The sequence below is a fragment of the Inquilinus ginsengisoli genome, assembly GCF_031453975.1.
GTDB lineage: Bacteria > Pseudomonadota > Alphaproteobacteria > DSM-16000 > Inquilinaceae > Inquilinus > Inquilinus ginsengisoli_A.
In genome coordinates this window covers 271554-293094 of sequence record NZ_JAVDPW010000007.1, presented here as the reverse complement: position 1 = coordinate 293094, position 21541 = coordinate 271554, and the positions used below count along the sequence as shown (strand labels likewise).

Genomic DNA, 21541 nt, shown 5'->3' with positions numbered 1-21541 from the left:
GTCAGACGGCCGCACCAGTAGCGTTTCCAAACGGTCTCTTAGCGATGGGCGCCGGGCACCCACAGCACATCCTTCTCGCCGTCGCCGTTCAGATGGCGCGACAGCACGAACAGATGGTCCGACAGCCGGTTGGCGTATTTCAGCGCCTCCGGGTTCACCGCCTCGGCCGCCATCAGCGCCGAGACCAGCCGTTCCGCCCGCCGCACCACGGTGCGGGCGAGGTGCAGATGGGCCGCGGCGGCGCTGCCGCCGGGCAGGACGAAGCTGTTGAGCGGCGCCAGCACCGCGTTCATGGCGTCGATCTCGCGCTCCAGCCGGTCGACCTGCCCCGCCGTCACCCGAAGCGGCGGGTATCTGGGGTCCTTCTCCTCCGGCGTCGCCAGGTCGGCGCCGAGGTCGAACAGGTCGTTCTGGATGCGGCCGAGCATGGCGTCGGCTTCGCCCTCCCCCGGCAATTGGGCGGTCTGCAGCCGGGCCAGGCCGATCACGGCATTGGCCTCGTCCACCGTGCCGTAGGCCTCGACCCGCAGGTCGTGCTTGTCCACCCGCCGGCCGCCGACCAGCGAGGTCTGCCCGGCGTCGCCGCCGCGCGTGTAGATCCGGGTCAGCGTCACCATGGCCGCGCGCCCTGGGCGCAGGCGAGCGCGCCGCTCAGGCCGTCCACAGCGCCAGCATGAAGAACAGGATCGCCAGGGCCTGGAAGCCGATGCGGGCCTGCATCAGCCGGTTGCCCCATTTGCGGTTGAACGGTCCGTGCTGGGCCATGCCGACCACACCGGTGGCGAGCGAGGCGAGGACCCCGGCCATGCAGATCACGGCGAGGATGATGAAGACGATGCTCATGCGACAATTATAAGACGCCGGCCCGGCCTCGCCCAGCGCGATTGCAGGGGCGGGTCACCCGGCGGCTCAGCCGGGCCGGCGGCGGGGCACCGGCACATCCGACAGGCCGCGCGGCACCGGCCGGGCGCCGGGGACGACGACCGGCAGGGCCGGCGCGGCCGGCTGCGCCGCGGCCACCATCGGGCGGGCCCGCGGCGCGGGCACGGCGAAGGGGGCGGGCGCCGCAGTGCGCGGCAGCAGCGCCTCGACCGGCGACGGCGCGAGGATGGCGGCGGGCGGCACGCTGATCAACGATTCCGCCGGCTTCGGCGCCGGCGCCGCGGCGACCGCGGGGGACGGCGGCGGGGCGGCGGCCGCAACCGGCGCCGGTGCGACGGCCGGGGCGGGCTGGGCCGCGCCGGGCCGCGGCAAGGGGCGCGGCGCCACCGGCGGCGTGGTCAGCACCCGCAGATTCGGGTCGATCTCGACCACCGCCGGCCGTGGGGCCTGCGGGGCGACGGCGGCGACCGGGGCCTGGCCGGCGGCGCCCGGGCGGGCGCGGGGCACCGGCGCCTGAGTCGGCGCCGTCACCGGCGTGTCGGGCGCGGCGGCGCTGCGCGGGCGGTCGAGCGGCCGCGGCGGCTGGAACGGCGCCCGCGGCGGCGGCAGCGCCGCCACCTGGGCCTCGGCCGGCGCCGTGCCGGTCTCGGCGCCGCCACGGCGCGGTGGCGTTGACGGCGTGCTGTCGGCCCCCGCCTCCTCCACGCCCTCATCCTCGGACGGGACCGGTCGCGACTGCGCCACCACCTTCGGCCGCGCCGCCGGCCCATTTGGCGCCACGTCGGCCGGTGCCACATCGGCCGGCACGGCCCGGGCCGCCTCGATCGAGGCGTTCAACGCCCAGCGCTGGGCGCCGATGCGGCAGCCCACCGCCTGGCCTTCCTGGCCCTGGCGGCCGATGCGGAAGATGCGGCAGACGCGCGGCGAGGTCTGGGTCTGGACCACGGTGACGGCCATGCCCGAGGGCAGCCGCTTCGGCGAATTGGTGCGTTCGGTCTCGAGGATGCGCTGCAGCGCCCGCATGTCGTCGGCCGAGAGATTGCCGAGGTCGACGGCCGCCGCGGCCGGCCACGCCAGGACCAGCGCCACCAACGCCGCCCCGCCTGCCGTCATGATCCGACCGATCCGCGCCTGCCGCACCAGCGTTCCTCCACCCCCGAACCGGCCCATTAACACCGAGACCGGGGTCGGGCTCAAGGTTAAGCCTTCCCATCGGTGCTTGCACCCCCCGATGCCCCGGCGGTGTCCCGGGCCGCTCGTGTTCGCGGTTCCCCCTGCGCCCGACATGCTCTAGACCGGAGCGGATGAGCCTGCTCGACCGAGTCCTCGCCTGCACCGCCCACGACCCCGCACCGCTCCGCCCCTGGCGGATCGGCGACACCGTCGCCGGCTGGGTCGCGCCGCCCGTGGCCGCGGTGCTGGACCGCTGGCCCGACCCGCTGCGGGCCGAGGGCATGGGCTGGCGCCTGGACGACCGGCTGGACAGCCCCGAGGCCCGGGCCGAGGCGCTGGAAGCGGTCACCGACCGGCTGATCGAAGCCGGGCTGGTGCGCAAGCGGCGGGACGAGCGCTATCCCGTCCTGGCCGAATGGGGCGCCCCGCTGCTGGCGACGGTCGACCGCGGCGCCGCGGTGGCGCTGGGCATAAAATCCTTCGGCGTCCACATCAACGGCGTGGTCGAGTCGCCGGACGGGCCGCTGCTGTGGATCGGCCGGCGGTCAGCCGACCGCGCGCTGGACCCCGGCAAGCTCGACAACATCGTCGCCGGCGGCCAGCCCCACGGCCTGTCGCTGGCCGAGAACGTGGTCAAGGAATGCGCCGAGGAGGCCGGGATCCCCGCGGCGCTGGCGCGGCAGGCCGTCCCGGCCAGCGCCATCACCTACATGATGGGCACGGCCGAGGGGCTGCGGCGCGACACGCTGTTCGTCTACGACCTGGCGCTGGCCCCCGACTTCACGCCCGAGAACACCGACGGCGAGGTCGAGGCGTTCGAGCGCTGGCCGCTGGCCGCGGCGCTGGAGCGGATCCGCGACACCGAGGACTTCAAGTTCAACGTCGCGCTCGTCATCATCGACCTGGCGATCCGGCGCGGCTTGATCGATCCGGAAGAACCCGATTATCTCCTGCTGTGCCGTGGGCTGCACGAGCCGACCGACCTGCCGGCGGCACCACCACGGATCGGAACAAACCGTCCCTCATGGCGTTCAACCGCTAGCGTTTGACCCCGGAGCTTCCATGCGACTTCTGCCGTTCGCCCTCGCCCTCGGATTGGCCCTTCCCGTCGCCGCCTGCGGCGGCAGCAGCCACACGCCGCCGCCCGGCACCGCGGGCGCGACCACGGGGCAGGAGCTGATCGACCTGGACAACGCCTACCGCAAGGGCGCGATCACCCAGGACGAGTACGAAGACCAGCGCGAGAAGATCCTGAACAAGTAGCGGCACGGTCGGACCAGACCGGCCGCGAATGGACGGATGGCGGCGAACGTGAGAAGGTGCCGGCGCTTGACGCTGCCGCCGCGCCGTCATCGGGAGTTGCCTGTCCGATGAGTGACATCAAGATCAGCCCCACCCCCAAGGTCGTGACCAAGACGGAACGACCGCGCCTGCACAAGGTGATCCTGGTCAATGACGACTTCACGCCCCGGGACTTCGTCGTCAAGGTCCTGAAGTCGGAGTTCCGGGTCAGCGAGAGCCAGGCCCACCAGGTGATGTATACCGCACACACCCGCGGGACCTGCGTCGTCGCCGTCTACACCAAGGACGTGGCCGAGACCCGGGCGACGCGGGCCACCGAGGCCGGGCGCAACAACGGCTATCCGCTGCTGTTCACGACCGAGCCGGAGCAGTAGCCCCGTCCGGAAACCCCGCCAGCGCCCGCACTGCGGCGGGGGATTTCCCCTCGTCCCGCAAGGTGCGGATCGCGACCGCGTCGTTGCGCTTGGCCAGGCGCTTGCCGGCCGCGTCGGTCAGCAGCGCGTGGTGCCGCCACACCGGCACGCGATAGCCCAGCAGCGCCTGCAGCAGGCGGTGGACATGGGTGGCGTCGAACAGGTCCTGCCCCCGTGTCACCACGGTGACGCCCTGCAGCTGGTCGTCCACCGTCACCGCCAGATGGTAGCTGGTCGGCGTGTCCTTGCGCGCCAGCACCACATCGCCCAGCAGCTCCGGCCGCGCCGCCTGCTCGCCGGCCAGCTCGTCGGTCCAGGACAAGGGGCCGCTGCGCCGGACGGCCTCGGCGACGTCCAGCCGCAGCGCATAGGGCCGGCCCTCGGCCAGCCGCTCGGCGCGCTGCTGCGGCGACAGATGGCGGCAGGTGCCGGGATACAGCGGGCCGTCCGGTCCATGCGGCGCGCCGTCCATCGCCGCGATCTCGGCCTGGATCTCGCGCCGGGTGCAGAAGCAGGGATAGACCAGCCCCTGCCCCTCCAGCGTGGCCAGCGCGGCCCGGTAGTCGTCCCAATGCTCCGACTGGCGCCGCACCGGCCCGTCCCAGTCGAGGCCGAGCCAGGCCAAATCCTCCAGGATCGCGGCCTCGAACTCCGGCCGGCAGCGGCCCTGGTCGATGTCCTCGATGCGCAGCAGGAAGCGACCGCCCCCTGCCCCCGCCGGGCCCGCCCGGCGCCGGCCGGCCAGCGCCGAATGGGCGTGGCCGAGATGCAGGAGCCCGGTGGGGCTGGGGGCGAAGCGGGTGACGTCGGCCATGGCGCCGAGCAAAGGCGAAGGCGGGCGGCGGCGTCAAGCCCGGGTCGACACCACGCGGCGCCGAGATCGAGGCGCGATCGGCACGAGCCGCCTTTCGACCAGGCAGCTCACTAATGAGCCAGGCTCGACTCCTTGCGGACGATGGCGCCTGCCATCAAATCAGCGAGTCATTCGCATATTTTTGAGAAGATAGATGACCAACCCAACGACAACGAAGGCCAACGCCGCTACAGCTCCAATATAGATTGGATATGGCGTTGCCTTCATTACATATTCATATCTGCCTTTTTCCTGAAATAACGCATATGCTAGCAATATTATACTGAATGAGCAGCCGACAAAAAGATAAGCGGCCGATTTAATCACAATATTTATTAGCCAAGACCAGAACGTCATTTACTTGTTCTCCTGCAGTAACGGCATCGCAGGGAAATCCCAGGAAAGGCATTCCAATATAGAGGCGTGGCCGTTCCCTTCCAACCAATTCAGCGGCCACCGGCGCGTCCGGCGCGAAGCCCAGCTCGATCTCGACATGGACCACCCGGCCGGGCGGATGGTTGACAGCCGGGCCGCGACCGGGAGAGATGGCGCCATGTCCAAGATCCCCACCCTCTCGGGCCCCCGCCTCGCCCCCGCCAGCGGCCTCGCGCCCAAGGCCCTGGTCGTCCTGCTGCACGGCGTCGGCGCCGACGGCCAGGACCTGATCGGCCTGGCGCCGCACTGGGCCCGCCACCTGCCCGATGCCGAATTCCTGTCGCCGGATGGCCCGGAGCCCTGCGACATGGCGCCCTACGGCCGGCAGTGGTTCAGCCTGTCCGACCGGACGCCGGCGGTGATGGAGGCCGGGCTGCAGGCCACCCTGCCGATCCTGAACGGCTTCCTCGACCAGGCACTGGCCGAACGCGGCCTGACCGATGCCGACCTGGCCCTGGTCGGCTTCAGCCAGGGCACCATGACCTCGCTGTACACCGCGCTGCGCCGTCCGGCCGCCTGCGCCGCGGTGATCGGCTATTCCGGCGCGCTGCTGGGCGCCGCCACCCTGGCCCGCGACATCCGCTCGCGCCCGCCGGTGCTGCTGGTGCACGGCCAGGACGACCCGGTGGTGCCGTTCGGCGCCATGGCGCTGGCGGCCGCGGCGCTGCAGGGCGCCGGGGTGGCGGTCGAGACCCTGGCCCGGCCGGGACTGGGCCATGGCATCGACCCGGAAGGGCTGGCCGCCGGCCTCGACACCCTGGTCCGGCACCTGCCGCAGGCGGCCGGCCGCCCGGGGTAGGCCGCTGGCCACCAGGGATGACGGAGTGACGAGATCGTGACATTTCCGCCGCTTTCGGCGCAGCATGTTGCGGTCAACAGGGTTTCACCGTATATCCATGGGCATTCGCGGACCATCCGCGGCCAGAGGTGACGGTGAAGGAGTGGGATGGTGTCTCCCCCACCCGATAATTGCCCGGCTCTCGTCCTCAACGCCGATTTCCGGCCGCTGAGCTACTTCCCGCTGTCCCTGTGGCCCTGGTACGAATCGATCAAGGCGGTGTTCCTCGATCGGGTGAACATCATCGCCGAATACGACCGCGTGGTGCGCAGCCCGTCCTTCGAGATGCGGCTGCCCAGCGTGATCTCGCTGAAGGAGTACATCCCCTCGGCGCGGCGACCGGCCTTCACGCGGTTCAACGTGTTCCTGCGCGACCGCTTCAGCTGCCAGTATTGCGGCGAGCGCTTCCCGTCGCAAGAGCTGACCTTCGACCATGTGGTGCCGCGCGCCCGCGGCGGGCGCACCAGCTGGACCAACGTGGTCGCGGCCTGCTCCGCCTGCAACCTGCGCAAGGGGCACCAGCTGTCGCACAGCTGCGGCATGCATCCGCTGATCCCGCCGCAGCAGCCGACCACCTATGAGCTGCAGGAGAACGGCCGGGCCTTCCCGCCCAACTTCCTGCACCAGAGCTGGCGCGACTTCCTGTACTGGGATTCCGAGCTGGAGCACTGACGCCGGCTCGGGCTGCCCCCTCCCCCTACCCCCTCCCGCAAGGGGAGGGGGAGTGTTTCTTGGGCAGGGCGCCCTGCTTGTGTTGTCCCGTGACCACGACAGTGCCGATCCGGAGATCGTTCGAGAACGCGCTGGTGTGAGTCGGCTGGTGGTGGTTTCGAGAACCGGCGCGCAGCGGACGTTGGTCCGTGAGCACCGGAAGCGCAGAAACCGCCATCAGACGGCCGCACCAGTAGCGTTATCGGACGGTCTCCGTCCAGGGCATCACCGGCACGGCGGCGACACTGTTCATCGGCGACCCGTCGACCAGCTTGGTCGAATAGGACAGGTACACCAGCGTGTTGCGCGGCCGGTCGAACATCCGCACCACCTGCGTCTCCTTGAACAGGATCGAGGTGGCGCTGTCGAACACCTCCTTCTGCCGGTCGATGCGGTCCGGCAGGGTGATCGGGCCGACCTGGCGGCAGGACAGGGCAAAGCGCGACGGATCCTCGGCCAGGCCGAGCCAGCCGGAGACGCCGCCGGTGCGGGCCTGGCTGAGATAGCAGGCGACGCCGGGGATGTCGGGGTCGGTGAAGGCCTCGACGCAGACCTTGTGGTCCGGGCCGATCAGCTTGAAGGCGGTGTTGACGCAGCCGACATCCTCCGCCCGCGCCCCGGCCGAGGCCAGCAGCGCCGCCGTGGCGGCCGCCAGAAGCATCGAAATCCGCATTGTCTCTATACCCGCTCCGAGAGCCAGATGGCGGTGCGCGTCGCCGCCTTCACGGCACCGGACAGGATGCGGTAGCCCGGGGCCTGCTCGGCCTCGTGCTCCAGCCCGATGTCGCGGTGCTCCAGCTCCTCGGCGCGAAAACGCTCGATCACCGCCTTCAGTTCCGGCTCGTCGCTGCCCAGCGCCTCGGCCTGGCGGGCGTAGTGGTCGTCGATCACCTCCTCGACCGCGACGGTGCAGGCCATCGCCGCCCGCTCGCCCAGCAGCGCCGTGGCCGCGCCCATGGCGAAGGCGCCGACATGCCACAGCGGGTGCAGCAGGGTCGGGCGCACGCCGCGCTCCACCACCATGCGGTCGAAGGTCTCGAGATGCTCGCGCTCCTGCTCGGCCATGTGCTCGATCACCGGCCCCTTGGGGCCGCGGCCGAGCACCGCGAGCTGGCCTTCGTAGATCCGCTTGGCGCCGTATTCGCCGGCATGGTCGACCCGGATCATGCGGGCGATCCGGTCGGGGCCGGAGGGGTCGCCCGGCAGGGCGCGGCGGCGGGAAGCGGTCACACGGCTCTCGCGCTGGTGCGGCGGGTCGCGGCGGCCAGGAGGACGAGGCCGGCGACCACCGAGACGATGGCATTGTACCCCGCCATCGAGATCCCGAACAGGACGAAGCCCGGCACGTCGCAGCGCACCACCGGGGCGGCCAGCAGCTGGTCGCGCAGCGACGCGGCGTTGCCGGTGCCGAAGGAGATCGCGGAGGTGCAGGCGGTGAAGCCCGGCCACCACTGGTATTCGACCCCGGCGTGGTAGACCGCCAGCGCCCCGCCGAGCAGGATGACGATGCCGGCCAGCAGCACCAGGCCCCGGCGCAGCGGCCGGAGCAGCGCGGCCAGCAGGCCGAGCGCGATCGCCGCCGCCCAGGGCCAGCGCTGGTACAGGCACAGCTCGCAGGGCTGCAGCCCGCCGAGATATTGCGAGGCGAGGACGGTGCCCAGCACGACGACGCCGAGAGCGGCCGTCAGCCAGGCGAGAAGATCGAGTCGGCGCAACATGGCGCGGATCATGCCGTGCCGCCCGTGCGCCGCCCAGTGAAGAAATGTCGCGACCCGGCAGGGCTGCGATGCCCCGGACGCTCGGCCTGCGCCCGCTCCTAAGCCACCAGCAGCTTGGCCTGGAACGCGGCGTCGAGGTTGCTGCCGGTGACCACGGCGGCGACCCGGCGGCCGGCGAAGCGGGCGCGGTGCGTCATCACCGCGGCCAGGCCGGCGGCGCCCGACGGCTCGGCCAGCACCCCGGCGGTGCGCAGCAGCAGCCGCGCCGCCTCGACGATGGCGTCGTCGTCGACCAGCAGGATCTCGTCGACGCAGGCGCGCAGCTGCGCCACCGCCGAGGACACCGGCCGGGCGATCGCCATGCCGTCGGCAATGGTGTCGACATCGGGCGTGTCGATGGCCCTGCCGGCGGCGAAGGACTGGGCCATGGCCGGGGCGCCGCGCGCCACCACGCCGATGATGCGCACCCCCGGCGATGCGCTACGCCCTTGGGCCTTGAACCAGGAGCCGATGCCGGTGGCCAGCGCGCCGTCGCCGATCTGGACGATGACGTCGTCGACCTCGTGGCCGCCGGCGGTCAGCTCCTGCCCGATCACGCCAGCGCCGGCGGTGATGATGCGGTGGCCGCCATCCTCGACGAACAGGGCCCCGGTCTCGGCGGCGATGCGGCGGGCCAAATCCTTGCCGGCGCCGTCGGCCGGGTCGGCCAGCCGCACCGTGGCGCCGAGCCGGCGCATGGCGTCGAGCTTCAGCGGATTGGCCCAGGACGGCGCCAGGATGGTCGCCGCCACGCCCCGCCGGGCCGCGGCCCGAGCCAGCCCCTGGCCGAAATTGCCGCTGGAGGTCGCGACCACCGAGGCGGGGAGCGGATCGAGCGACGCCAGCAGCGCCTCGGTGCCGCGGCCCTTGAAGGAGCGGACGGGATTCAGGCTCTCGACCTTCAGCGTGACGGCGCAGCCCAGCGCGGCGTCGAGCGCGCCGTGCCGCATCGCCGGCGAATCGAGGAACACCGGGTCGATCGCGGCGCGGGCCGCCAGGATCTCCTGCGGCGTGATCATCGTCTCCGGCTGCGCATCCATGGCCGCGTCCCTTCCCGTCGATTGTATTGGCGTCGATTGCACTGGCCGGAGTCTAGCCGCCCTCGCCCCGACGGTTGTTGTCATGTCATGCGCGCCGACGCAAAATTCTTGCATGAGCACGAAACCTCCGCCGGCGCTCGACCGGCTCGACCACCGGCTGCTGGCGCAGCTGCAGGCTGACAGCGGCCAGACGCTGGAGGCGCTGGGCGACGCCATCGGCCTGTCGCCCAGCGCGGTGCAGCGCCGCATCGCCCGCTATCGCGCCGACGGGCTGCTGCTGCGACAGGTCGCGGTGCTGGACCCCGGCCGCTTCGACGGCATCGTGCTGGCCACGGTGTTCGTGACGCTGGAGCAGGAATCGACTGCCCTGCACCGCGCCTTCCGCGAGCGCATGCGGGCGGCGCCGGAGGTGCAGCAATGCTACGAGCTGGCCGGCAGCCGGGACTATCTGGTGATCCTGGCCGCCACCGGCATGCGGGCCTGCCGCGACATCCTCGACCGGCTGTTCATGACCGATGCCAACGTCAAGCGCTTCGACACCCATTTCGTGTTCGACGCGGTCAAGACCGGCCTGACGCTGCCGACCGCGGGGCCGTCCGCGGGAGATTGACGGCGGGCGCCCGCAATTTCGTTGACGCCGCTTCGGCGCTGCCTAAGATGCGGCCCCGCGCGGGCGTGGCGGAATTGGCAGACGCGCTGGACTCAAAATCCAGTTCTGGTGACAGAGTGTCGGTTCGACCCCGACCGCCCGCACCAGCTTCCTCAGATCATCGTGGATACGGCCGGTCAGTCCGGGAACCGCACCATCCGGCCCTGCTCCTCGTCCCACAGCGCGTGCGACCCGGCGCCGAGGCTGGTGCGCAGCGTCAGCACCGGCGCCCGCTGCAGGATCGGGTTGGCGTTGTGGCACGCCTCCAGCCGGTAGTTCGGGATCCGCGGGTCGAGATGGTGGATGTGGTGGAAGCCGATGTTGCCGGTGAACCACTGCAGCACCCGCGGCAGCTTCAGGAACGAGCTGCCCTCGATCGAGGCCGAGACGAAATCCCAGTCGTCGCGCCGCGCCCACAGCGTGTCCTCGAACCGATGCTGCACCGAGAACAGCCAGACCCCGACGATGGCGGCGGTCATGATGATCGGCAGCTGCACCATCGCGGTCGCGCCGAAGCCGAGGGTCAGGCCCAGCAGCAGGAACACGGCGCCGAGGCCGAGATTGGTCAGGTACACGGCCCGGCGTTCGCCGTGCCAGGAGGCCGGCGTGTCGAACGGCACGCGGTACAGCAGCAGGAACACCAGCGGCGGCAGCAGCAGCTGCGACACCAGCGGATGGCGGGCGGCGCGGTAGGCGCGCTGGCGCCAGGGCGACAGGGCCCGGTACTCCGCCAGGGTCAGGCACGACGAATAGATGTCGGCGCCGCTGGCGCGGTGGTCGAGATTGTTCCAATGCGCGTGGTGGCCGGCATGCTGGCGGCGCCAGGCGGCGTAGGGGGTGAAGGTGACCAGACTGCACACGCTGCCCATCAGCGTGTTGGCCCAGCGCGCCCGGAAGAACGAGCCGTGGCCGCAATCATGCTGGATGATGAAGATCCGCACCACCAGCCCGCCGGCAAGCAGGGCCGCCAGCAGCGTCGCCCAGTAGGGCACGGCGCCATAGGTCCAGTACATCACGGCGCAGACGCCGAGGAAGGGCAGGAAGCTGTTCGCCACCTGCCATAGGCTGCGGCCGAGACTGGGCACCCGATGCGCCGAAACGGCGGCCCGGATTGCCACCCGCTCACGGGCGGCGCTTTCGGATTTGGCCATCATCGCTCCAAAGGGCGAAGCCTGGGCTGCGCCGATGTGCCGTCTGAATACGTCTGGTCGGGGTGCTCGCCGTCTCTGACCGGCGCCGCGCTGATTTCGGAGGGGCAGCCAGGCCCCGGTCCGGTTCCGCCGCGCGGATCGTCGCGCCGTTGTGCAGCGCTGCGAACGACTCTACGCGCTTTGCGGGCGGGGCGATATCGGATTCGGCGGAATCAAGGCGGCCCCGGCATCCGCGGCGCGGGATTTCCGCGATGCGGCGGCCGGCTTCAGCCAGGTTTCCGCCAGGCGGCGCGCCTTGACCATCTGGCCTGCGGTCAGGCGGCCGGCCAGCGCGCGATAGCCGATCTCGGCCCGGGCGCGCTCGGCGCCGTTCAGCTTCGCCATCGCCACCAGGAACCAGACGCAGGCCCGCACCAGGTCGCCGGAGACCTTGCGGCCCTCGGCATAGAATTCCGCCAGCTTGAGCTGGGCCCGCGGCAGGCCGCCCCTGGCCGCCTCGAGCAGCCAGCGCAGCGCTTCGGCGCGGTCGCCCGGAACGGCATAGCCGTTGTCGTCCTCGCGGCTGTCGCAGAGGATGGCGAGGTTGAACTGCGCCGCGGCGTTGCCCGCCTCGGCCGCGCGTTTGAGCCCCTTCAGATCGTCGGTCATGAACACTCCACAACGTGAGGGCGGAAAGCGTCGCGCCGGCGCCTGGTCTAGGACGGCAGCCCGTGGGCGGCCCGCGCCATCAGGCAGGCGTCGTCGCCCGGCATGCAGTCGCGGCAGACCTGGGGCCTGACCGCATAGATCGAACAGCCGGTGGCGACGCCGATGTCGCCGGTCAGCGCCGAACAGCGCTCGCCGTCGCACCGCATCCGCGCCCGCGACGGGTCGACATGGCGGGCCGGGATGCGGTCGATGGCGTCGTCGTCATCGGTCCAGAACCGCGGCCATTCGCGGGAATACGCGCAACAGGCGCCGCAGCTCTGGCAGTCGAAATCCGCGATGGGTTCGAAGGCAACGGTCGCGTCCATCCCGTACTCTAGGCGCTTTGCCGCTTGCCGGACGTGCGGGCGGTGACGGCGGCCGGTGGACGCGGCACCACCGATAGCTCGTGCTCGGGCGCCATCCGCTCCTCGTTTCCGGTGGCGCTGCGGATCCGGTAGAGCCGGCCGGAGGTCTCGCTCGGGTAGTGCGCCACCACGGTGAACGCCCCGGCGACGGATGGTCCGGACACCGACCGGCGCCAGACATAGACCGTCGTGCCTATCTCGTATCGATTGGACATCTCTGCATTTCCGGGCTCTCGAAGGAGCCCCGCTGAGGCCTGGCCACCACGATTGCCTGCTATGGGACAGGCATGATTATATTAGCGCTTCCATGATTCCGGAACGCTGCCTTATCGCTTTCTCAAGAAAATCTGAGAAGTCCAGCATAATCCGAAACCCCTGCCGCCGTCTGCAAAAATCGACGCCGGCTCCCTGTTCCAAGGGATCGCGAACGTTTCGGAAGCGGGGCCGGGTTTGATTTTTCGCAGGCGATCCGGGATTTGGCGATGACCGGCCGCCACTTCCGGAACCTGCGATTTAACTGGTCAAAGCCATGGTGCGCGCCCATGCTCGCGCTCACACCGACAGGGATTATCGACATGTCAGCAGGCGACGCCCGCCTTCCGCCCCGCGTTCAACCCCAGGATGCGGCAGCGGCGGCCGACCGCCAGGCGCGAGAGGCCCGCATGGATGCGGAGCGCTACGCCAAGCGCGGCAAGAAGGAGATGTACGCGGTCTCGCTGCAGGCGGCGAAGGACCTCGAGGCGTCCGCCGCCGCCCATCGCGAAGGCCGCGGCGGCCCCACGCTGAAGCCCAACAAGGGTTGACGCGGCCACCTCGGCATCACGGCACCAGCACGACCTTGCCGGTGGTCCGCCGGCTTTCCAGCGCCGCATGCGCCGCGGCCGCCTGGGCGAACGGGTAGCGCCCGCCCCGCACCACCGTCAGGCCGCCATCGGCCGCCAGGCCGAACAGCTCCGCCAGATCGGCCCGCACCGTGTGAGCCTGGAGCCGGTGCTGCTGGCCCTGTGCGAATGGGGCCAGCGCCACGCCACCGCGCTGAACGAGCTGGACCGCGTCGCCGACTGCGTGATCCGCCCGCGCAAGGAGCGCAAGACAACCGCCGGCGCCGAGCCCGAGCCCACCACACAGCCGCTTTAGTCCGGCGCAATCTCGCGCAGCGCCATGCGCTTGTAGGCCTCGACCAGAACATCGCCCTCGCGGCGGTCGACCGAGATGGCGAGGCGCATCGTCGCCTCGCCCAGCTGCATCACCAGGAACGCGCTGGCGGCCAGCGCCGCCGGGTCGGCGCCGGGCCGCAGCCGGGCCAGGATCTTGGCCAGCACCGCGCCGTTGATCCGGCTGTCCTCGAGGTCGATGTCGCGCAGGCCCTTGTCGGCCTGGGTGCCCGACCAGATGTCGCGCATCACGGGTTCGGCCAGGAACTGGCCGTAATAGATGTCGATCAGCCGGCCGAAGGCGTCGCGCAGGCCGGCGGCGTCGCGCACATCCGCCAGCCCGTCGGCGATGCAGGCCCGGCCTTGCGCGTTGTAGCGCTCGGCCAGGGTGCGGATGATCGCCGCCTTGTCCGGGAAGTACTGGTACAGCGACCCGATCGACACCCCCGCCTTCTCCGCCACCTCGCCCATCCGCATGGCGTCGCTGCCCTTGGCCGCGATCAGCTCGGTCGCCACCGCCAGCATCCGCTCCACCCGCTCGCGGCTGCGGCGCTGGGTCGGCGCGCGGCGCAGCGCGGTCGCCTGGTCCTCTGCCGCGACCGGCGCGTCCAATGCGGGCGCAGGCATCGCCTCTCCTTTCGACCGAATCCGCTTGACCTCACGAATATGAGGATTTATCACTTTATCAGACACGAGCTATCCTCACATTAGGAGGCGATCATGACCCCCTCGGATGGCAACGCGCAAGAGCGGAAACCGATCCTGGTGATCGGCGGCACCGGCAAGACCGTCGCCGCCACCGGGATCTGGGCCGGCTGAATCGCCCTCGCCTCTCCTCTCCCCTTCATCCCCCTCCTCCCCCTTCATCATGGAGCCTCGAGATGGGTGATCGCCTGTTGACCGTCGTGACCGTCTGCTCCGCGCTGGGCTGCGGCCTGGTCGCCGGCGTGTTCTACGCCTTCTCCACCTTCGTGATGGGGGCCCTGGGCCGGCTGCCGGCGCCGCAGGGCATCGCCGCGATGCAGTCGATCAACATCGTGGTGATCAACCCGCTGTTCCTGGGCGTCTTCGTCGGCGCGGCGGTGCTGTGCGCCCTGCTGGCGGCCGGTGCGCTGTTCGGCTGGGCGGGCCCCCACCCGACCCTGATGCTGACCGGTGCCGTGCTGTATGTGGTCGGCACCTTCCTGGTGACCATGGTGTTCAACGTGCCGCGGAACGACGCGCTGGCCGCGCTGGACCCCGCCAGCGCCGATGCCGCGGCGTACTGGGCCCGGTACCTCACCAGCTGGACCGCCTGGAACCATGTGCGCACCGCGGCGGCCCTGGCGGCGGCGGCCTGCTTCACCATCGCCCTGCGCTGGCCGGCGGCCTCGGCCTGACCGCCACCGCCGGGCATCCATCGAATGCAAGCCAACTGGCACCATCGAAAGGGCTGATCTGGATCTAAGGGATGCCGCCGAAGCGACCTAGGGTGTCAATGGCCCATGCCATGTTCGACCCGAGGCGGTTTCCATGACCCAGTGGCTCACCTTTGCCAACGGCGTGTCCTCGCCCTGGGCGCTGAGCAACGTCAACTCCGGCACCCGGATCCTCTATGAGGAATGGGGCGTCCTGCCGGACAAGCGGCAGCTGTGGCAGCTGACGGCCGACGGCCTCGTCGTCAGCGCGGTCGACACCGCCATGGTCCTGACCGCCGGGCCGCAGGCCACCTCCTGCCGCTGGACCCTGGGCCTGGCGCCGCGGCAGCCGGCCGGCGCCGACCCCGGGCAGGCCTGGACGGTCATGGCCGATCCGGACAATCCCGCCCTGGTCGCCATCGTCAATCCGGACACCGGCCTGGCCTGCACCACGGTGCCCCGCAACCAGCTGTGGAGCGGCCAGGAGATCTGGCTGGAGGCGCTGCCGCCCCGGATTCCGGAGGAGATGCTGTGGCAGGTCCAGCCCCGGATCCCGGCCACCCATCAATGGCTCCAGCTCCGCTTCGGGGGGGCCCCGCTGGTCGTCGAGATCGCCGGCCCCCGGGCGGCCGCGACCGTCGCCCTGGGGTCGGGCACGGCCGACCGAGCCCTGGCCGCCACGCTGTGGATGTACACCGATGACGGCTGCCTGGTGAACGCGCGGGCCCCCGGGCTGGTGCTCGGCCTCGGCCCCAGCGGCCCCTACGGCACCAGCGTGGTGCTGGCCCCGAAGCAGGCGCCGGACAGCGCCGGCCGGCAATGGGCGATCCAGCCGGACGGCGACGGCACGGTGCTGCTGATCAACGCGTCGAACCAGGAGGCCCTGATGGTGCCGCCCGGCCTGGCCGGCCCGATCGTGACGGGGCCGATCAGCGGCTCGTCGCAGCAATCCTTCACCCTCGGCATGGATTCGCCGGACGACGCCGTCCCGGCCTGAACCGGCTTCCAGGACTTGACATTACCATTGGTAACTTACTAATGGTAATTCACTTCGGCCGGCGTCGCGCGCCGCGCCCGATGCCCGCCCAGCCCTGGAGCCATCCCCATGCCCGCACCCGTGCAACAGCCCGTCCTCATCATCGGCGGATCCGGCATCGTCGGCGCCCAGGCGGCCCAGGCGCTGCGCCGGCTGCAGCCGGACCTGCCGATCACCATCGGCGGGCGCGACCTGGCCAAGGCCGAGGCGGTGGCCCGTGCGGTCGGCGGCGCCGATGCGGCGGCGATCGACCTGGCCAGACCCGACCTTGGGCAACCCGATCCGGGCCAGCCGGACCGGGCCTTCAGCGCCGTCGTGGCGTTCGTCAAGGATGCCGGCCTGAATTCGCTGCGCTTCGCCCAGGCGCGCGGCGTGCCCCATGTCAGCACATCGAGCGGCGTGTTCGAGATCGGGCCGGAGGTGGCGCAGGCGCTGCACCGGCCGACCGCCCCGGTGCTGCTGGCCAGCCACTGGCTGGCCGGTGCGGCGCTGCTGCCGGCGCTGCATTTCGCCAAGACGTTCCGCACCGTCGAGACGATCGCGATCGGCGCCCTGCTGGACGAGGAGGACATGGGCGGGCCGGCGGCCTATGCCGATTACGACCGCATCGTCCAGGCCACGTCCCGCGTCCAGATCCTGCAGGACGGGCAATGGGTCTGGATCCCCGGCGACCCGACGCCGGGCCGGTACCGCAGCGTCGACGGCACCGCGATGGCGGCGCAGCCCTATTCGCCGATGGACGTGGTCAGCCTGGCGGCGGCAACCGCCGCCCGCTCGGTCCGGCTGGACCTGGTGCTGGGCCAGTCGGCCAGCCGCCGGCGCGGCGAGCCGTTCTCGACCGAGATCACCATCGACCTCGCCGGCACGCTGCCGGACGGGTCGGCGGGGCGCACCCGGCACGAGATCGTCCACCCGGCCGGGCAGGCGCCGCTGACCGCACTGGGCATCGCCATGGCCGTCGAGCGGATGCTCGGCCTCGCCGGCGGGGCGCCGCCGGCACCGGGGCTGCATTTGCCCGAGCTGCTGATCGACCCGGCGGCCATGGTGCGCCGCATGGCCGAATTCGGCGCGCGGATCCGCCAGGCCTGACCGACGGACCGGGAGGCCCGGCCCCAGGGCGGGGCCGGGGACCGGTCACAGATGCCGGGTTTCGGCCGGCGCCCTCTCCCAATGATCGGCCCTGCCGTCTTCATGGGCTGTGCTGTCAAGGACCTGCCGGCGACGCGGCAATCGACGAAAAGACCGCTTCGTGCCGCTTTCTCGCCCTTTTTCGAGTGCTTTATCCGCTGGCTCGGGTCCGGCGGCCGTCTGCCTCCGGTCCTTCCGTTCGGCCAGAATCGTTGCCGCACCGCGTTGCAAAACGCCGGCGGGACGGCTATAGCCTGAAGCGTATGTCCGGGGGGCCGGGACGATTGCAGGCTCTGCCTGCGGGGGGCTTCAAGACTTCGGGCCGTGTTATTCAACAGCGCTGGTGATTCATGTATCGCACTTTTGACGACGACATCATCGACCTGAACGACAAGGTCATTTTTGTCACCGGCGGCACCGGCTCCTTTGGTCGCAAGTTCGTTTCCACCATCCTGCAGCGCTACAAGCCGCGGAAACTGATCATCTTCTCGCGCGATGAGCTGAAGCAGTACGACATGCAGAACGCCGTCAACGCGGCCTACCCGCCCGAAGTGCGCGCCTGCATGCGCTACTTCATCGGCGACGTGCGCGACCGCGAGCGGCTGACGCTGGCGACCCGCGGGGTCGACTACATCATCCATGCCGCGGCGCTGAAGCAGGTTCCGGCGGCGGAGCACAACCCGTCGGAGTGCATCCGCACCAACATCACCGGCGCCGAGAACGTGGTCGCGGCCGCGCTGCAGAACCGGGTCAAGCGGGTCATCGCCCTGTCGACCGACAAGGCCTGCAACCCGGTCAACCTGTACGGCGCGACCAAGCTGGCCTCGGACAAGACCTTCGTCGCCGCCAACAACCTGTCGGGCGACATCGGCACCCGCTTCGCGGTGGTGCGCTACGGCAACGTCGTCGGCTCGCGCGGCAGCGTGGTGCCGTTCTTCCGCCAGCTGCTGGCGGAGAAGGCCGAGTTCCTGCCGATCACCGACGACCGCATGACCCGGTTCTGGATCACCCTGCAGCAGGGCGTGAACTTCACCCTGTCGAACTTCTCGCTGATGCGTGGCGGCGAGATCTTCGTGCCGAAGATCCCGAGCATGAAGATCACCGACCTGGCCCAGGCGCTGGCCCCCGGCCTGCCGCACCGCACCGTCGGCATCCGCCCGGGCGAGAAGCTGCACGAGGCGATGATCGCGGTCGACGACGCCTATGCCACGGTCGAGCTGGCGGACCGCTACGTGATCGAGCCGCAGTTCGGCGAGTATGTCCGCAAGTCCTTCACCGAGGACGGCGGCGGCAAGCTGGTGGTCGACCGCTTCAGCTACGGCAGCGACAACAACACCGAATGGCTGGATGCGCCGGAGCTGCTCGAGATCCTGGACAAGCACGCCAGCTGACCGAACGGCCCCGGCCGTTCCCCCGGTGTTTCAACCCGTCTTGAGAGTCTGCGCGGTTCGGAGGCGATGGCCGTGACGTTCCTGCCCTATGGCCGCCAATTCATCGACCAGGACGACATCGATGCCGTCGTCCAGGCGTTGCAGGCGGATTACCTGACCACCGGCCCGACGGTCGGCGAGTTCGAGCGCGCCTTCTGCGCCGCGACCGGTTCGACCTTCGCGGCCGCCTGCTCCAACGGCACCGCGGCGCTGCACCTGGCGGCGCTGGCGCTCGACCTCGGGCCCGGCGACGTCTGCGTCGTGCCGGCGGTGACCTTCGTGGCCACCGCCAACTGCGCCCGCTTCGTCGGTGCCGACGTCGTGTTCTCCGATGTCGACCCCGAGACCGGGCTGATGCGGCCGCAGGACCTGGAAGCGGCGATCGCCCGGATCCCGGAGCGGTTTCCGGAGGGGCGGCTGCGCGCCGTGCTGCCGGTCCACCTCGCCGGCCAGACCGTGCCGCTGGCGCCGATCGCCGAGATCGCCCGCAGCCACGACGCCTATGTCATCGAGGATGCCTGCCACGCGCTGGGCACCGAATACCAGACGCCGGAAGGCTGGACCCAGGTCGGCACCTGCCGCGACTCCGACCTCGCCTGCTTCTCCTTCCATCCGGTCAAGACCATCGCGCTGGGCGAAGGCGGCATGATCACCTCGTCCAAGCCGGAGCTGCAGAAGAAGCTGGCCCAGCTGCGCTCGCACGGCCTGACCCGCGACCCCGACGCCTTCGTCAACACCGAGATGGCGGTCGACCAGGCCCAGGCCGGGGTGAACCCCTGGTACTACGAGATGCAGGCGCTGGGCTTCAACTACCGCCTGACCGACATCCAGGCGGCGCTGGGCATCAGCCAGCTGCGCAAGCTGGACTGGTTCAAGGCGCGGCGCCGGGCGCTGGCCGCCCGCTACGACGAGGTGCTGGCGCCGCTGGCCCCCGTGGTGCGGCCGATCGCCAAGGCACCGGGCTGCAACCCGGTGCTGCATCTCTACGAGGTGCTGGTCGATTTCGCTCAGATCGGCCAGACCCGCGGCCAGGTGGTCAAGGCACTGGCCGCCAAGGGCATCGGCACCCAGGTGCATTACATCCCGGTGCAGCGCCAGCCCTACTACGAGGACCAGTACGGCCGCCAGGGCCTGCCCGGCGCCACCGGCTTCTACGACCGCTGCCTGTCGCTGCCGCTGTTCCCCGGCATGCAGGACGGCGACGTCGAGCGGGTGGTCGAGGCGCTGCGGGACGTGATCGGCTGAACCAACGCGACTCTCCTAAAGGAAGCCGTGTAGCCACAGCGCGGCGACGAACAGCGCGACGCCCAGGCCGAGGCGCCAGGACGCCAGCTCGCCCGGATGCAGCTCGCCGCGCCCGGCCAGGATGGCGGCGAAGGGCAGGCGCGAGGTGCGGCGGGCAAAGTCGTCCCAGGCGGCGCCCAGGCTGGCCGCCCGCTTGCGGTCGATCGAGACCATGCCGTTCAGCGCGGTCACCAGGATGGCGCCGAACAGCAGCAGCCCCGCCACATGGCCGTTGACCAGCAGATGCGCCAGCGCCCACAGGGTGAAGGCCCACAGCATCGGGTGGCGGGTGATGCGGGTGATGCCGGCGACCTGCAGCCCGCCCTGCCCCAGCCGCTCGGACGCCACCTGGGTCGGGTTGGTGGGCCCGAGGCTGTAGGCCAGCAGCAGGAATCCTGCGAAGACCAGCACCGCCGCCACGGCGAAGGGCGCTGGCGGCCACAGCGCGACATAGGGCGCGCCGCGATAGGCCAGGACCAGCCAGATGAGGCCGACGGCGCTGAGGCCTGCGAACAGGCCGCGATAGCCGCCCTCGCCCAGCCGCGCCACCAGCGCCGGGCGCAGCGGACCGGCCGCCCCGAGATGCAGGACCACCCAGAACAATGCGGCGAGGATCAGCGAGAGCATCGGCGCGACCTGCGTTGAGCTTCCGAAGGCCTCCGGTCTAGCACAGCAGCGGGGCGCTTTGTTGCGGCGCTTGCGGCGATGGCGGCATGATCTGGCGTTCCGGCGGGTTGAAACGGCCGGATCGAAAATAGAACAGAAATTCTGAATTGCCTTCGTTCTAAAAATCCTGTTCAATTCCGGCGATCAACCGACACCGGTGCCAGGCCCGGCGCATGCCGCATCCCGGCCTCGAGAATCGGGCGACGAATCCTAGGGAGGACACCAGATGCTTCATAAATTGCTCTGCGGTGCCGCGATGGGCGCCGCCATGGTGCTGGGCCTTGCCGCACCCGCGGCGCAGGCGGCCAATGAGCGCTTCGTGCTGATCAGCCACGCGCCCGATTCCGACAGCTGGTGGAACACCATCAAGACGGCGATCCGCGACGCCGGCAAGCAGACCGGCACCACGGTCGACTACCAGAACCCGTCGACCGGCGACCTCGCCGACATGGCCCGCATCGTGCAGCAGGCCACCGCGTCGAAGCCCGACGGCATCATCATCACCATCGCCGATTTCGACGTGCTGAAGGGCCCGATCACCGATGCGGTGAAGAAGGGCATCCCGGTCATCACCATCAATTCCGGCACGGCGGAGCAGAGCAAGCAGCTCGGCGCCCTGATGCATATCGGCCAGCCGGAATACGACGCCGGCAAGGGCGCCGGCGAGAAGGCCAAGGCCGCCGGGGTGACCAAGTTCCTGTGCGTCAACCACTACATCACCAACCCGGCCTCGGTGGAGCGCTGCCAGGGCTTCGCCGACGCGCTGGGCGTCAAGCTGGGCGACCAGATGGTCGATTCGGGCATGGACCCGAGCGAGGTCCAGACCAAGGTCTCGGCCTTCCTGCGCGCCCACCCTGATACCAACGGCATCCTGACCCTCGGGCCGAATTCGGCCGAGCCGACCATCGCCGTGCTGCAGGCCAACAAGCAGGCCGGCAAGATGTTCTTCGCCACCTTCGACCTGAGCCCGGCGATCGCCGCCGGCATCAAGGACGGCACGGTGACCTTCGCCATCGACCAGCAGCCCTACCTGCAGGGCTACCTGCCGGTGGTGCTGCTGACCAACTACGTCCGCTACGGCGTGATCCCCAGCAACAACATCAACTCCGGCCCCGGCTTCATCACCAAGGACAACCTGGCCCTGGTCGAGAAGCTGGCCGGCGAATACCGGTAAGCGAACCGGCGTTTTC

At 70.5% G+C, this 21541-nt stretch carries 30 protein-coding genes and 1 tRNA gene; 15 read left to right on the top strand and 16 right to left on the bottom strand.

The genetic code is table 11. The annotated features are described in order from the left end of the window. Window positions 1-38: 38 nt before the first annotated feature. The 3 genes from E9232_RS20985 to E9232_RS20975 all read right to left on the bottom strand — a co-directional run bounded on the left by E9232_RS20985 (window position 39) and on the right by E9232_RS20975 (window position 1995). Entirely contained in the window at window positions 39-617 is a 579-nt protein-coding gene (locus E9232_RS20985; protein ID WP_309797128.1) for a cob(I)yrinic acid a,c-diamide adenosyltransferase, read from the bottom strand. 34 nt (window positions 618-651) lie between these two features. Then, window positions 652-843, bottom strand: a complete 192-nt coding sequence (locus E9232_RS20980) for a twin transmembrane helix small protein (protein ID WP_309797127.1) — start codon at window positions 841-843, stop codon at window positions 652-654. Between the two features lie 66 nt (window positions 844-909). Further along, window positions 910-1995 (bottom strand): hypothetical protein, encoded by a 1086-nt coding sequence (locus E9232_RS20975; protein WP_309797126.1) that lies wholly within the window; start codon window positions 1993-1995, stop codon window positions 910-912. Window positions 1996-2186: 191 nt separating this feature from the next. On the opposite strand from E9232_RS20975, the gene E9232_RS20970 reads away from it, so the two are divergent. From E9232_RS20970 to clpS, 3 genes are all read left to right on the top strand, one after another. Next, window positions 2187-3104, top strand: a complete 918-nt coding sequence (locus tag E9232_RS20970; RefSeq protein ID WP_309797124.1) for an NUDIX hydrolase — start codon at window positions 2187-2189, stop codon at window positions 3102-3104. 13 nt (window positions 3105-3117) lie between these two features. Next, a complete protein-coding gene (locus E9232_RS20965; RefSeq protein WP_309797123.1) occupies window positions 3118-3318 on the top strand; it encodes an SHOCT domain-containing protein in 201 nt (66 codons plus the stop codon). 107 nt (window positions 3319-3425) lie between these two features. Next, the gene (clpS, locus tag E9232_RS20960) at window positions 3426-3731 is read left to right on the top strand and encodes an ATP-dependent Clp protease adapter ClpS (protein WP_309797121.1); all 306 of its coding nucleotides are present in this window, start codon (window positions 3426-3428) and stop codon (window positions 3729-3731) included. Here clpS and gluQRS read toward each other — a convergent pair. Next, a complete protein-coding gene (gene gluQRS / locus E9232_RS20955; RefSeq protein WP_309797120.1) occupies window positions 3709-4584 on the bottom strand; it encodes a tRNA glutamyl-Q(34) synthetase GluQRS in 876 nt (291 codons plus the stop codon). The genes clpS and gluQRS overlap by 23 nt on opposite strands. A 159-nt stretch (window positions 4585-4743) precedes the next feature. Then, on the bottom strand, window positions 4744-4980 hold the full coding sequence (locus tag E9232_RS20950) for a hypothetical protein (RefSeq protein ID WP_309797118.1): 237 nt from the start codon (window positions 4978-4980) through the stop codon (window positions 4744-4746). A gap of 196 nt (window positions 4981-5176) precedes the next feature. Between E9232_RS20950 and E9232_RS20945 the strand changes: the two genes are divergently transcribed. Both E9232_RS20945 and E9232_RS20940 read left to right on the top strand, forming a co-directional pair. Next, the gene (locus E9232_RS20945; RefSeq protein WP_309797116.1) at window positions 5177-5857 is read left to right on the top strand and encodes an alpha/beta hydrolase; all 681 of its coding nucleotides are present in this window, start codon (window positions 5177-5179) and stop codon (window positions 5855-5857) included. 147 nt (window positions 5858-6004) lie between these two features. Continuing rightward, window positions 6005-6568, top strand: a complete 564-nt coding sequence (locus tag E9232_RS20940) for an HNH endonuclease (protein ID WP_309797114.1) — start codon at window positions 6005-6007, stop codon at window positions 6566-6568. A 238-nt stretch (window positions 6569-6806) separates the two neighbouring features. Here the strand turns inward: E9232_RS20940 and E9232_RS20935 are convergent, their stop codons facing one another. The 4 genes from E9232_RS20935 to E9232_RS20920 all read right to left on the bottom strand — a co-directional run bounded on the left by E9232_RS20935 (window position 6807) and on the right by E9232_RS20920 (window position 9404). After that, window positions 6807-7268 carry a CreA family protein gene (locus E9232_RS20935; protein WP_309797112.1) on the bottom strand — a complete coding sequence of 154 codons (462 nt, stop codon included), beginning with the start codon at window positions 7266-7268 and terminating at the stop codon, window positions 6807-6809. A gap of 17 nt (window positions 7269-7285) precedes the next feature. Then, window positions 7286-7837 carry a demethoxyubiquinone hydroxylase family protein gene (locus E9232_RS20930; RefSeq protein ID WP_445351990.1) on the bottom strand — a complete coding sequence of 184 codons (552 nt, stop codon included), beginning with the start codon at window positions 7835-7837 and terminating at the stop codon, window positions 7286-7288. Continuing rightward, on the bottom strand, window positions 7834-8325 hold the full coding sequence (locus tag E9232_RS20925; protein WP_309797110.1) for a disulfide bond formation protein B: 492 nt from the start codon (window positions 8323-8325) through the stop codon (window positions 7834-7836). The genes E9232_RS20930 and E9232_RS20925 overlap by 4 nt, the downstream gene beginning before the upstream one ends. A gap of 98 nt (window positions 8326-8423) precedes the next feature. Continuing rightward, window positions 8424-9404: a threonine ammonia-lyase gene (locus E9232_RS20920; protein ID WP_309797108.1), complete on the bottom strand. Its 981-nt coding sequence runs from the start codon at window positions 9402-9404 to the stop codon at window positions 8424-8426. 112 nt (window positions 9405-9516) lie between these two features. On the opposite strand from E9232_RS20920, the gene E9232_RS20915 reads away from it, so the two are divergent. Together E9232_RS20915 and E9232_RS20910 are read left to right on the top strand one after the other, a co-directional pair. After that, window positions 9517-10014 carry an Lrp/AsnC family transcriptional regulator gene (locus E9232_RS20915; protein ID WP_309797106.1) on the top strand — a complete coding sequence of 166 codons (498 nt, stop codon included), beginning with the start codon at window positions 9517-9519 and terminating at the stop codon, window positions 10012-10014. A 59-nt stretch (window positions 10015-10073) separates the two neighbouring features. After that, window positions 10074-10160, top strand: a tRNA-Leu gene (locus E9232_RS20910). A gap of 30 nt (window positions 10161-10190) precedes the next feature. On the opposite strand, the gene E9232_RS20905 is transcribed toward E9232_RS20910, so the two are convergent. The 4 genes from E9232_RS20905 to E9232_RS20890 form a co-directional block, all read right to left on the bottom strand. Next, window positions 10191-11204: a fatty acid desaturase gene (locus E9232_RS20905; RefSeq protein ID WP_309797104.1), complete on the bottom strand. Its 1014-nt coding sequence runs from the start codon at window positions 11202-11204 to the stop codon at window positions 10191-10193. A gap of 171 nt (window positions 11205-11375) precedes the next feature. Further along, on the bottom strand, window positions 11376-11852 hold the full coding sequence (locus tag E9232_RS20900; RefSeq protein WP_309797102.1) for a tetratricopeptide repeat protein: 477 nt from the start codon (window positions 11850-11852) through the stop codon (window positions 11376-11378). Window positions 11853-11899: 47 nt separating this feature from the next. Then, the gene (locus E9232_RS20895; protein ID WP_309797100.1) at window positions 11900-12217 is read right to left on the bottom strand and encodes a YkgJ family cysteine cluster protein; all 318 of its coding nucleotides are present in this window, start codon (window positions 12215-12217) and stop codon (window positions 11900-11902) included. Between the two features lie 8 nt (window positions 12218-12225). Then, a complete protein-coding gene (locus tag E9232_RS20890; RefSeq protein ID WP_309797098.1) occupies window positions 12226-12471 on the bottom strand; it encodes a hypothetical protein in 246 nt (81 codons plus the stop codon). A 447-nt stretch (window positions 12472-12918) separates the two neighbouring features. On the opposite strand from E9232_RS20890, the gene E9232_RS20885 reads away from it, so the two are divergent. Next, on the top strand, window positions 12919-13059 hold the full coding sequence (locus E9232_RS20885) for a hypothetical protein (RefSeq protein ID WP_309797096.1): 141 nt from the start codon (window positions 12919-12921) through the stop codon (window positions 13057-13059). A gap of 16 nt (window positions 13060-13075) precedes the next feature. Here E9232_RS20885 and E9232_RS20880 read toward each other — a convergent pair whose 3' ends face one another. Further along, complete coding sequence (locus E9232_RS20880) at window positions 13076-13282, bottom strand: zinc-binding dehydrogenase (RefSeq protein ID WP_309797094.1); 207 nt, start codon at window positions 13280-13282, stop codon at window positions 13076-13078. On the opposite strand from E9232_RS20880, the gene E9232_RS20875 reads away from it, so the two are divergent. Further along, window positions 13247-13393: a hypothetical protein gene (locus E9232_RS20875; RefSeq protein ID WP_309797460.1), complete on the top strand. Its 147-nt coding sequence runs from the start codon at window positions 13247-13249 to the stop codon at window positions 13391-13393. The two genes, E9232_RS20880 and E9232_RS20875, sit on opposite strands and share 36 nt — an antisense overlap. Here the strand turns inward: E9232_RS20875 and E9232_RS20870 are convergent. Then, the gene (locus tag E9232_RS20870) at window positions 13390-14037 is read right to left on the bottom strand and encodes a TetR/AcrR family transcriptional regulator (RefSeq protein WP_309797092.1); all 648 of its coding nucleotides are present in this window, start codon (window positions 14035-14037) and stop codon (window positions 13390-13392) included. The genes E9232_RS20875 and E9232_RS20870 overlap by 4 nt on opposite strands. A 254-nt stretch (window positions 14038-14291) precedes the next feature. Here E9232_RS20870 and E9232_RS20865 point away from each other — a divergent pair, with 254 nt between their 5' ends. From E9232_RS20865 to pseC, 5 genes are all read left to right on the top strand, one after another. Further along, complete coding sequence (locus tag E9232_RS20865; RefSeq protein WP_309797091.1) at window positions 14292-14789, top strand: anthrone oxygenase family protein; 498 nt, start codon at window positions 14292-14294, stop codon at window positions 14787-14789. 133 nt (window positions 14790-14922) lie between these two features. Beyond that, window positions 14923-15804 carry a ricin-type beta-trefoil lectin domain protein gene (locus E9232_RS20860; RefSeq protein WP_309797089.1) on the top strand — a complete coding sequence of 294 codons (882 nt, stop codon included), beginning with the start codon at window positions 14923-14925 and terminating at the stop codon, window positions 15802-15804. Window positions 15805-15912: 108 nt separating this feature from the next. Beyond that, entirely contained in the window at window positions 15913-16932 is a 1020-nt protein-coding gene (locus E9232_RS20855; RefSeq protein WP_309797087.1) for a hypothetical protein, read from the top strand. Window positions 16933-17321: 389 nt separating this feature from the next. Continuing rightward, on the top strand, window positions 17322-18362 hold the full coding sequence (pseB, locus tag E9232_RS20850; RefSeq protein ID WP_309797086.1) for a UDP-N-acetylglucosamine 4,6-dehydratase (inverting): 1041 nt from the start codon (window positions 17322-17324) through the stop codon (window positions 18360-18362). 66 nt (window positions 18363-18428) lie between these two features. Beyond that, complete coding sequence (gene pseC, locus E9232_RS20845; RefSeq protein WP_309797084.1) at window positions 18429-19646, top strand: UDP-4-amino-4,6-dideoxy-N-acetyl-beta-L-altrosamine transaminase; 1218 nt, start codon at window positions 18429-18431, stop codon at window positions 19644-19646. Window positions 19647-19661: 15 nt separating this feature from the next. Here the strand turns inward: pseC and E9232_RS20840 are convergent, their stop codons facing one another. Next, entirely contained in the window at window positions 19662-20312 is a 651-nt protein-coding gene (locus E9232_RS20840) for an NnrU family protein (RefSeq protein ID WP_309797083.1), read from the bottom strand. Window positions 20313-20577: 265 nt separating this feature from the next. Between E9232_RS20840 and E9232_RS20835 the strand changes: the two genes are divergently transcribed. Then, window positions 20578-21525: a sugar ABC transporter substrate-binding protein gene (locus E9232_RS20835; protein WP_309797080.1), complete on the top strand. Its 948-nt coding sequence runs from the start codon at window positions 20578-20580 to the stop codon at window positions 21523-21525. Window positions 21526-21541 lie beyond the last annotated feature (16 nt).